General features: G+C 49.0%; 4 protein-coding genes. All 4 read left to right on the top strand.

The genetic code is table 11. The features are described 5' to 3' along the window. Positions 1-5,690 (top strand): cadherin domain-containing protein (locus EHS89_RS11300; protein ID WP_211340326.1); only part of this gene is annotated, 5,690 nt, incomplete at its 5' end. A 237-nt stretch (positions 5,691-5,927) separates the two neighbouring features. Beyond that, on the top strand, positions 5,928-7,385 hold the full coding sequence (gene thiI / locus EHS89_RS11295) for a tRNA uracil 4-sulfurtransferase ThiI (protein ID WP_124926251.1): 1,458 nt from the start codon (positions 5,928-5,930) through the stop codon (positions 7,383-7,385). Between the two features lie 268 nt (positions 7,386-7,653). After that, a complete protein-coding gene (locus EHS89_RS11290) occupies positions 7,654-7,896 on the top strand; it encodes an OadG family protein (protein WP_124926250.1) in 243 nt (80 codons plus the stop codon). Between the two features lie 59 nt (positions 7,897-7,955). Continuing rightward, positions 7,956-9,731 carry a sodium-extruding oxaloacetate decarboxylase subunit alpha gene (oadA, locus tag EHS89_RS11285; RefSeq protein WP_124926249.1) on the top strand — a complete coding sequence of 592 codons (1,776 nt, stop codon included), beginning with the start codon at positions 7,956-7,958 and terminating at the stop codon, positions 9,729-9,731. Positions 9,732-9,740: the final 9 nt, after the last annotated feature.

Raw genomic sequence — 9,740 nt, 5'->3', positions numbered from 1 at the left:
GTACCAATGATGCACCAGTAGCCGGTGCCGATGTCACTGCGAGCGTTGATGAAGGCGATGCCGCGATCTCGGGTCAGTTAAGTGCCAGCGACGTAGATGATGCAGCCAGCCTGAGTTTCAGTGTCACCGGCGGTGCGGATCTGCCTGCTGGCTTTACCTTAGAGTCAGACGGTTCTTACAGCTTCAATCCTGCGGACGATGCGTATCAGTCAATGGATGCGGGTGATACCCAGGTACTGACGATTCCGGTAACAGTAACCGATGATCAGGGTGCGACTGATACCCAACAGATTCAGGTGACGGTAACCGGCACCAATGATGCGCCGGTAGCGGGTGCGGATGTAACCGCTTCTGTCGATGAAGGCGATACCGCGATCTCTGGTCAGCTAACAGCTTCGGATGTTGATGATGCTGCTTCATTGAGCTTCAGTGTGACCGGCGGTGCGGATCTACCTGCTGGTTTCACGTTAGAAAGTGACGGTTCTTACAGCTTCAATCCAGCCGATGCAGCCTACGAGTCGATGGATGCGGGCGATACCCAGGTACTGACGATTCCGGTAACCGTGACTGACGAGCAGGGTGCTACTGATACCCAACAGATTCAGGTAACAGTAACCGGTACCAACGATGCGCCGGTAGCGGGTGCTGAAGTAAACCGCGAAGTAAACGAAGGTGATGCCGTTATCTCCGGCAGCCTGGGTGGCTCCGATGTGGATGCGGGTACTGATCTTTCTTACACCGCTAACGGTGATCTGCCTGCGGGCTTTACGCTGGATAGCGATACCGGTGAGTACAGCTTTGATCCTACCGACAGTGCGTACGATAGCCTGTCTTCTACTGACAGTGTGCAACTGCAAGTGCCGGTAACTGTGACCGATGGTGATGGGGGTAGTGCACAACAGATGATTACCATCGATGTGCAGGGTACCAACGATCAGCCATCATCAATTATTACTACAGGTGCATCTGTAGATGAAGGTGCTTCTGCTGGTACAGTTGTTGCGACTCTTGAAGCCACCGATGTTGATAGCGGCGAGAACTTCAGTTACTCATTGACCGATGATCAGTCAGGGTTATTTGAGATTGTTGGTAATGAGGTTCGTGTTAAAGAGGGGGCGGATATTGATTATGAATCGGCTCAGCAACACGAAGTAACAATTCAGGTAACGGATTCAGCCGGTGGAAGCTATGAGCAAAATGCCACTTTCACTGTAAATAATATGGGCGAAGGCCCAACCGATATCACGCTGTCGGGCGGTTCGGTAGATGAAAATGCTACCGGCGGCACTGTGGTGGCTACATTAGGCGCTGCGGACGAAGATACAGGCGAAACTTTCACCTATAACCTGACCGATGCCTCAGGCAACTTTGAGATCGTGGGCAACCAGATTCAGGTGAAAGATGGCGCGGATATCGACTTTGAATCCGCTGAACTGCATAGCGTTAGCGTGGAAGTGACCGATTCGGATGGTAACAGCTACGCTGAAAACTTCGATCTGAGTGTGAATAACCTCAACGAAGGCCCGACCGATATCACGTTAAGTGGCGGTTCGGTAGATGAAAATGCTACCGGCGGCACTGTGGTGGCCACATTAGGTGCTGCGGACGAAGATGCAGGCGAAACCTTCACCTACAGCCTGACTGATGCCTCTGGTAACTTCGAGATCGTGGGCAACCAGATCCAGGTGAAAGACGGTGCGGATATCGACTTTGAGTCGGCTGAACTGCATAGCGTTAGCGTGGAAGTAACCGATTCTGACGGTAACAGCTATTCTGAAAACTTCGATCTGAGCGTAAACAACCTCAATGAAGGTCCGACCGATATCACGTTAAGTGGCGGTTCGGTGGATGAAAATGCTACCGGCGGCACCGTGGTGGCTACATTAGGCGCGGCGGACGAAGATGCAGGCGAGACCTTCACCTATAACCTGACAGATGCCTCAGGCAACTTCGAGATCGTCGGCAATGAAATCCGGGTTAAGGCGGGTGCGGATATCGACTTCGAGTCGGCCGAGTCCCACAACGTCACCGTGCAGGTGGAAGACAGCGCCGGTAATACCTACGACGAAGCTTTCGATCTGAGTGTGAATAACCTCAACGAAGGCCCGACCGATATCACGTTAAGTGGCGGTTCGGTTGATGAAAACTCAGCGGCCGGTACGGTTGTTGCGACCCTGGCGGCTGCGGACGAAGATGCAGGCGAGACCTTCACCTACAGTCTGACTGATACCTCTGGTAACTTCGAGATCGTCGGCAATGAAATCCGGGTAAAGGCGGGTGCGGATATCGACTTTGAGTCGGCCGAATCCCACAACGTCACCGTGCAGGTGGAAGACAGCGCCGGTAATACCTACGACGAAGCTTTCGATCTGAGCGTAAATAACCTCAATGAAGGTCCGACTGATATCACTTTAAGTGGCGGTTCGGTAGATGAGAATACAGGAGCCGGAACCGTTGTTGCGACCCTGGCGGCTGCGGACGAAGATGCAGGCGAGACCTTCACCTACAGCCTGACTGATACCTCTGGCAACTTCGAGATCGTCGGCAATGAGATCCGGGTTAAGGCGGGTGCGGATATCGACTTTGAATCAGCTGAGTCCCACAACGTCACCGTGCAGGTGGAAGACAGTGCCGGTAATACCTACGACGAAGCTTTCGATCTGAGTGTGAATAACCTCAACGAAGGCCCAACGGATATCACCCTGTCGGGCGGTTCGGTAGATGAAAATGCTACCGGCGGCACTGTGGTGGCCACATTAGGCGCGGCGGACGAAGATGCAGGCGAAACCTTCACCTACAGCCTGACTGATACCTCTGGTAACTTCGAGATTGTCGGCAATGAAATCCTGGTTAAGGCGGGTGCGGATATCGATTTTGAATCAGCTGAGTCCCACAACGTCACCGTGCAGGTGGAAGACAGCGCCGGTAATACCTACGACGAAGTTTTCGATCTGAGCGTAAACAACCTCAATGAAGGTCCGACTGATATCACGTTAAGTGGCGGTTCGGTGGATGAGAATACAGGAACCGGAACCGTTGTTGCGACCCTGGCGGCTGCGGACGAAGATGCGGGCGAGACCTTCACCTACAGCCTGACTGATGCCTCTGGTAACTTCGAGATCGTCGGCAATGAGATCCGGGTTAAGGCGGGGGCGGATATCGACTTCGAGTCGGCCGAGTCCCACAACGTCACCGTGCAGGTGGAAGACAGCGCCGGTAATACCTACGACGAAGCTTTTGATCTGAGTGTGAATAACCTCAATGAAGGTCCGACTGATATCACCTTAAGTGGCGGTTCGGTGGATGAAAATTCAACAGCCGGTGTTGTTGTGGCAACACTGTCTGCTTCTGATCAGGATAGCGGAGAAACCTTTAGTTATAGTTTGACTGATGACGCCGGTGGTCGTTTCGAAGTTGTTGGAAATGAGATTCGGGTTAAAGAGGGTGCCGATCTTAATTTTGAAACCGCTGAGGATCATGATGTTACCGTACGAGTGACTGACTCAGATGGAAATACCTACGATGAAAACTTTAATTTACAGGTCAATGACCTGTTTGAAGATCTGACTGCGGAGACTCCCAATCTGACGGTTAATCTGGGGGCTGATCAGGAGACTGTGTATGATTTAGATATAAGCGCATCCCTGAGTGATCTGGATGGTTCTGAGTCTTTATCAGGTATCACTGTATCCAATATTCCAGATGGAGTAACTCTGTCTGCGGGAGCGGACAATGGGGATGGTAGCTGGTCGTTGGAGCAGAATGACCTGGAAGGGCTGACGGTTACAGTTGCAAATACAGTCACAGAAGATTTTGACCTGTCAGTTTCTGTCACTTCAACTGAATCATCAACCGGTGATCAAAATACAGCTACGGATACCGTTAGCTTTTCACTAGATACTACGGCTGAAGCACCTGAGCTGAATGTTACCCTGGGTTCGCCGACGGAAGTGGCAGAAAGTGTCACTGACTATGCTCTTGAGCTAAACGGCTCAGGGAATAATGATGCTCTTCTTATTCAGAATGGTGGGGAGCTGCTGGCGGGGCAGAATGAACTAACCATTACGATGGATCTTAAGTTTGATGGTGCTCTGTCTGATACAACACCTCTGATCTCCTACGCTACAGGTAATGACGATAATGCATTTAGGCTGGAGTTATCACCGAAAAAGAATGGAAAATTTAACATTGAGTTAGACGCAGACCGCGTTGATGAAAAGACAGGTGATTTAAGTAATGATCTGCTGTTTGACGGTGAAATGCATCAGTTGAGCATCTCTATTAGTGACAGTGGCACTATTGAATATAGTATTGATGGCACGGTTGTCGCAACGGATAGCTTTAAAAAGGATTTCTCAGGCTTTGATGACGATGGTTCATTTATCATCGGGCAGGAGCAGGATAGCGTCGGCGGTGGTTTTGATAGTGGTGAATATTTATCGGGTCAGATTGGCGAGATAAAGATATTTGATACTGCTAATGCGACAGACAGTGATCAGCCTGTTGGTCACTGGAGTATGAATAGTATTGAGGCTGGAAATACTATTGCTGATCAAATTGGTGGGCATGATATTTCAATCATATCTGTATCAGGAAGCGGTTTTTCGGCTGGCTCAGTTCCGGCGTTAGTTGCTGTAGGTGAGGTTTCCGGTGGTGCTTCTACTTATGATTATCCTCTGGATATTTCAGCTTCTCTAACCGACCTGGATGGTAGTGAGTCATTGGCTGTTACTGTTAGTGGTATACCTGCTGGCGCAACGCTTTCAGCAGGTACCGACAATGGTGATGGTAGCTGGTCATTAAATTCGTCTCAGCTGACGGGGCTAACACTGTCGGTACCTGAAGGTAGTACAGATTTTGATCTTGCGGTATCTGCTACAGCGACTGAGTCCAGAGGTGGAGACACAGAAACGACAGCGACGACCGTGCCTGTGGATATTCCTGATGCTAAACAAGCAACGGATGCCGGGGATAAGGGAACATCATCTGAGTCAACGGGTATCGATTACTCGCAGTATGCCCAGGAAAATACTGATACCTCAGGCATGAATCAGGTTCAGGGTGGTTCCGGCAATGATAATAAGTTGAAGGGCTCTGATTCAGACGATCACATTACCGATGCTTCGGGTAATGACAAGATTGACGCGAAAGGCGGCAATGATGTTGTTGATGCGGGTGATGGTAATGACCATGTTAAGGGTGGTGATGGCGATGACACCCTCTATGGTGGAGCAGGTAATGATCATCTTGATGGTGATGCCGGTAATGATTATCTGTCTGGTGGTGATGGCAACGATAAGTTGCACGGTAAAGATGGCAATGATCAGCTTATCGGTGGTGAGGGTAATGATGAGTTGGATGGCGATGCCGGCAATGACCTGATGTCTGGTGGTCTGGGTAATGATACTGCAACGGGTGGTGACGGCGCCGACACCTACATATTTAACCCGTTTGAGGGTAATGATCACTTCTCTGGAGGCACCGGTGGCGGCTGGGCCGATACTGTTCAGCTAGGAACTGATGGTTCCGATGATCCGTCAAACCCCTGGACTATTACAGTGGATGGTCAGGAGCTTGAATATGATCTGGCAGCGCAAGCGCTGGAACTTAATCCGGATACGTCGGGTGTGGTCACTATGGCTGACGGCAGTGAGCTGACCTTTGAGGGTATTGAAAAAATTGAGTGGTAAGTTTGTTGGTATCTTATAAAAGAGGCTTCGGCCTCTTTTTTTATGAGCAGGATATAAGCACCATCCAAAGTATCTGTACACTCGCGGGGCAAGCTATAGCGTGAGCATCGGAGTATAAATAATTCAGTAGAGTTTAGCTTTTCAATAAAGATGTTGAAGCTGCCGTCTTAGTAATTTTGTACCCTTAGTCGGGCAATGTATAATGGCCGCCCTTTTAGTCCTGTGTAGATACTGATCATGAAGTTCATCGTTAAACTGTTTCCGGAAATTACCATTAAGAGCAAGCCTGTACGTAAACGCTTTATTCAGCGTTTGCAGTCAAATCTACAGGTGACTCTGAAACGTCTGGATAACGATATCAAAGTACGTGGTCTGTGGGATAAAGTTGAAGTTGAAGTGCCCTCTGAGGACGCTGAACTGCGCGAGCAGGTCATTGACCTGATGAGTCGTACGCCAGGCATTCTGCATTTTCTGGAGGTGGTTCAACATCCGCTGGGCGACTTTGATAATGTATTTCAGATCACTAAAGCGGCTTATGCAGATAAGATTAAAGGTAAAACCTTTGTTGTACGGATAAAGCGCAGTGGTAAGCATGAGTTTAAATCCGGTGATCTTGAACGCTATGTCGGTGGCGGGCTGTTACAACATTGCGATACGGCAGGCGTGGATCTGCATAATCCGGATATCAAAGTGAAGATGGAAATACGTGAGCAGGATCTGTTTATGATCTCTCATAAACATCCGGGTCTGGGCGGTTATCCATTAGGCAGTCAGGAAGCAGTATTGTCGCTAATTTCAGGAGGCTTTGATTCGGTCGTTTCCAGTTATATGACCATGCGTCGGGGCTGTAAAACCCATTTCCTGTTTTTTAACCTGGGTGGTCGCGCTCATGAAATCGGTGTAAAGCAGATTGCCCATTATATATGGCAGCAATACGGTACTGCCGCGCGGGTTAAATTTATCTCGGTACCCTTTGATGAAGTGGTTGGAGAAATATTACAAAATGTCCATCACTCTCAGATGGGTGTGGTACTGAAACGTATGATGATGCGTGCCGGTGAAAAAGTCGCCGATCGCATGAAGCTCCCGGCTATTGTAACCGGTGAAAGTATCGCGCAGGTATCCAGCCAGACGTTACCAAACCTGCAGATTATTGATTCCTCGACCAGCAAGCTGGTTGTTCGTCCTTTGGTGACTATGGATAAGCAGGACATTATAGATATCACTAAACGGATCGGCGCCTTTGATATGGCGAAGAATATTCCTGAGTATTGCGGTGTTATCTCTGATCGGCCTACCACCAATGCCAAGCTTGAGCGTATCGAAGAAGAAGAAGCAAACTTCGATTACGAGGTGTTGGATAAAGCCCTGGAGAACGCGCAGATCATAGCGATCGACAAAATTGTCGAAGATATAAATGTACATGCAGATATCGAAGCGATGACTAAAGTCGGGGCTAATCAGGTCATTATTGATATTCGTGCTGCCAATGAGCAAGAGCGTAAACCGCTGAATATGCCTAAGGCGGAAGTACTGATAATTCCTTTCTTTAATCTTGAAACAAAATTCCAAGAACTGGATCAGGGAAAGGAATATCTCCTGTATTGCGATAAAGGAGTGATGAGTCAGATGCATGCTCAAAACCTACAGGATAAGGGCTTTGAGAACGTAAAAGTGTACCGTCCTGAGGTGTAAAAACTGATATAGAACTCAGGTTAGTTAATATGGTAAATGGTTGCATGTTCGACGTTTTTTGTAGTTTATTTACAGACGTTCTCTGCACTTTTTGCGCCATATACTGACCTAAGTTATTGCCTGAAGCGGGGATTTCAGGTTTAATTGTTGGCCATTTATTAACGTTCATCTGTTTGTTGCAGCCGGTTATTCCCTTGTCGGGGATGTACTGCGGCCACAAGCCGGCAACAGACTTATGGGTTTCGTACAAAGAAGGAGCACCCGTTAGATGGATAATCTAATGTCAGAAGGCCTGAGTTTGATGGTCTTTGGTATGGGATTCGTATTCGTATTCCTAACCTTGCTGGTTTTTGCAACAGGCTTTATGTCTAAAGTTATTGCAAAAGTAGTTCCTGAGGCACCCCCTCAGCCTGCTAGACCAGCAGCACCTGCAGCTGCACCAGCTCCAGCTGGTGGTGATGAGCTGATCGCGGTTATGACTGCGGCAGTACATCAGTACCGCAAGAACTGATTTGTAGCGAAGAAAAGAATTTAACTTAAAGAGCAATAATCGACAAAAGGCCTATACCCATGTCCGATAAAAAACCTCTTGGCATTACCGACGTAGTACTACGGGACGCACATCAGTCTCTGTTTGCTACCCGCATGCGCCTGGATGACATGCTGCCAATCGCTGAAAAACTGGATAAAGTTGGCTTCTGGTCCCTCGAAAGCTGGGGCGGAGCAACGTTTGACTCCTGTATCCGTTTCATCGGCGAAGATCCTTGGGAGCGTATTCGTGAACTTAAGAAGGTTATGCCAAATACTAAGCAGCAGATGCTGCTACGTGGCCAGAACCTGCTGGGCTATCGTCATTATGCTGATGATGTAGTTAATAAGTTTGTAGAACGTGCTGCCCACAATGGTGTGGACGTATTCCGTATCTTCGATGCGATGAACGATCCACGTAACCTGGAAACTGCTGTTAAAGCAGTTAAGGCGACTGGCAAGCATGCTCAGGGCACCATCTCTTATACTAAGAGTGCAGTACATACCAATGATACATGGGTAGAGTACGCTAAAACTCTGGAAGATATGGGCGCTGATTCTATCGTAATCAAGGATATGTCAGGTATCCTGACGCCTTACGATGGTTTCGACCTGGTTTCTCGTCTGAAGGCACAAACTGATCTGGAAGTTCAGCTGCATGCGCATGCAACTTCTGGTCTGTCTGACATGACTATCCTGAAAGCTGTTGAAGCCGGTATTGACCGTGTTGATACTGCAATCTCCTCTATGTCCATGACTTACGGTCATACAGCGACTGAATCTGTTGTTGCTGCACTGGCGGGTACCGATCGTGATACCGGTCTGGATCTGCTGCAACTGGAAGAGATCGCTGCTTACTTCCGTGAAGTACGTAAGAAGTACGCTAAGTTCGAAGGTTCTCTGCGTGGTACTGACTCCCGTATCCTGGTTGCACAGGTACCGGGCGGCATGCTGACCAACATGGAAAACCAGCTACGTGAGCAGAACGCTTCTGATAAGTTTGATGACGTACTGGCTGAGATCCCAAGGGTTCGTAAAGACCTTGGTATGATCCCGCTGGTAACACCTACTTCTCAGATAGTTGGTACCCAGGCGGTAATCAACGTTCTGATGGGCGAGCGCTACAAAACTATTTCTAAAGAAGTTCAGGGCATTCTGAAAGGCGAATACGGCGCTGCTCCAGCACCTTATAACGCCGATCTGCAAGCGCGTGTACTGGATGGTGGTGAGCCAATTACCTGTCGTCCTGCTGATCAGCTTGAGCCTGAAATGGATAAGCTGGTTGTTGAGCTTAAAGAGCTGGCCGCTGAGAAAGGCGCAAGCCTGGCTACGGGTGAGAACGAAATTGATGACGTTCTGACTTATGCTCTGTTCCCACAAGTTGGTCTTAAATTCCTTGAAAATCGCGGTAACCCAGACGCATTTGAACCCGCACCTACATTAGAGGACGCCCTAGCAATGGCTGCACCTAAGAATACTGGTCCACAGACTTACACTATCAACGTTAACGGTCAGAACTACGTTGTTCAGGTTTCTGAAGGTGGCGATATCACCGCTGCTGCTCCAGCGGCTGCACCTGTTGCTGCTGCACCGGCTGCGGGTCCTGCTGAATCTGTTCCTGCACCGCTGGCTGGTAACATCTGGAAAGTACAGGTGTCTCCGGGTCAGGCTATTCAGGAAGGCGATGTGCTGGTTATCCTGGAAGCGATGAAGATGGAAACTGAAGTACGTGCTGCTCGTGCAGGTACTGTAGTGTCTGTTGATGTTAAAGAAGGCGATACTGTTCAGGTTGGTGACAGTCTGCTGACACTGGCATAAGGGCGGGTT

Source organism: Amphritea balenae (assembly GCF_003858655.1).
In the GTDB taxonomy this organism is placed as follows: domain Bacteria; phylum Pseudomonadota; class Gammaproteobacteria; order Pseudomonadales; family Balneatricaceae; genus Amphritea; species Amphritea balenae.
This window is presented reverse-complemented; position numbering and strand designations above follow the sequence as displayed.

What these genes read in the sequence shown, in the direction of transcription:
- oadA (WP_124926249.1), top strand. Translation starts at nt 7,956, where the DNA reads ATGTCCGATAAAAAACCTCTTGGCATTACCGACGTAGTACTACGGGAC.
- thiI (WP_124926251.1), top strand. Translation starts at nt 5,928, where the DNA reads ATGAAGTTCATCGTTAAACTGTTTCCGGAAATTACCATTAAGAGCAAG.
- EHS89_RS11290 (WP_124926250.1), top strand. Translation starts at nt 7,654, where the DNA reads ATGGATAATCTAATGTCAGAAGGCCTGAGTTTGATGGTCTTTGGTATG.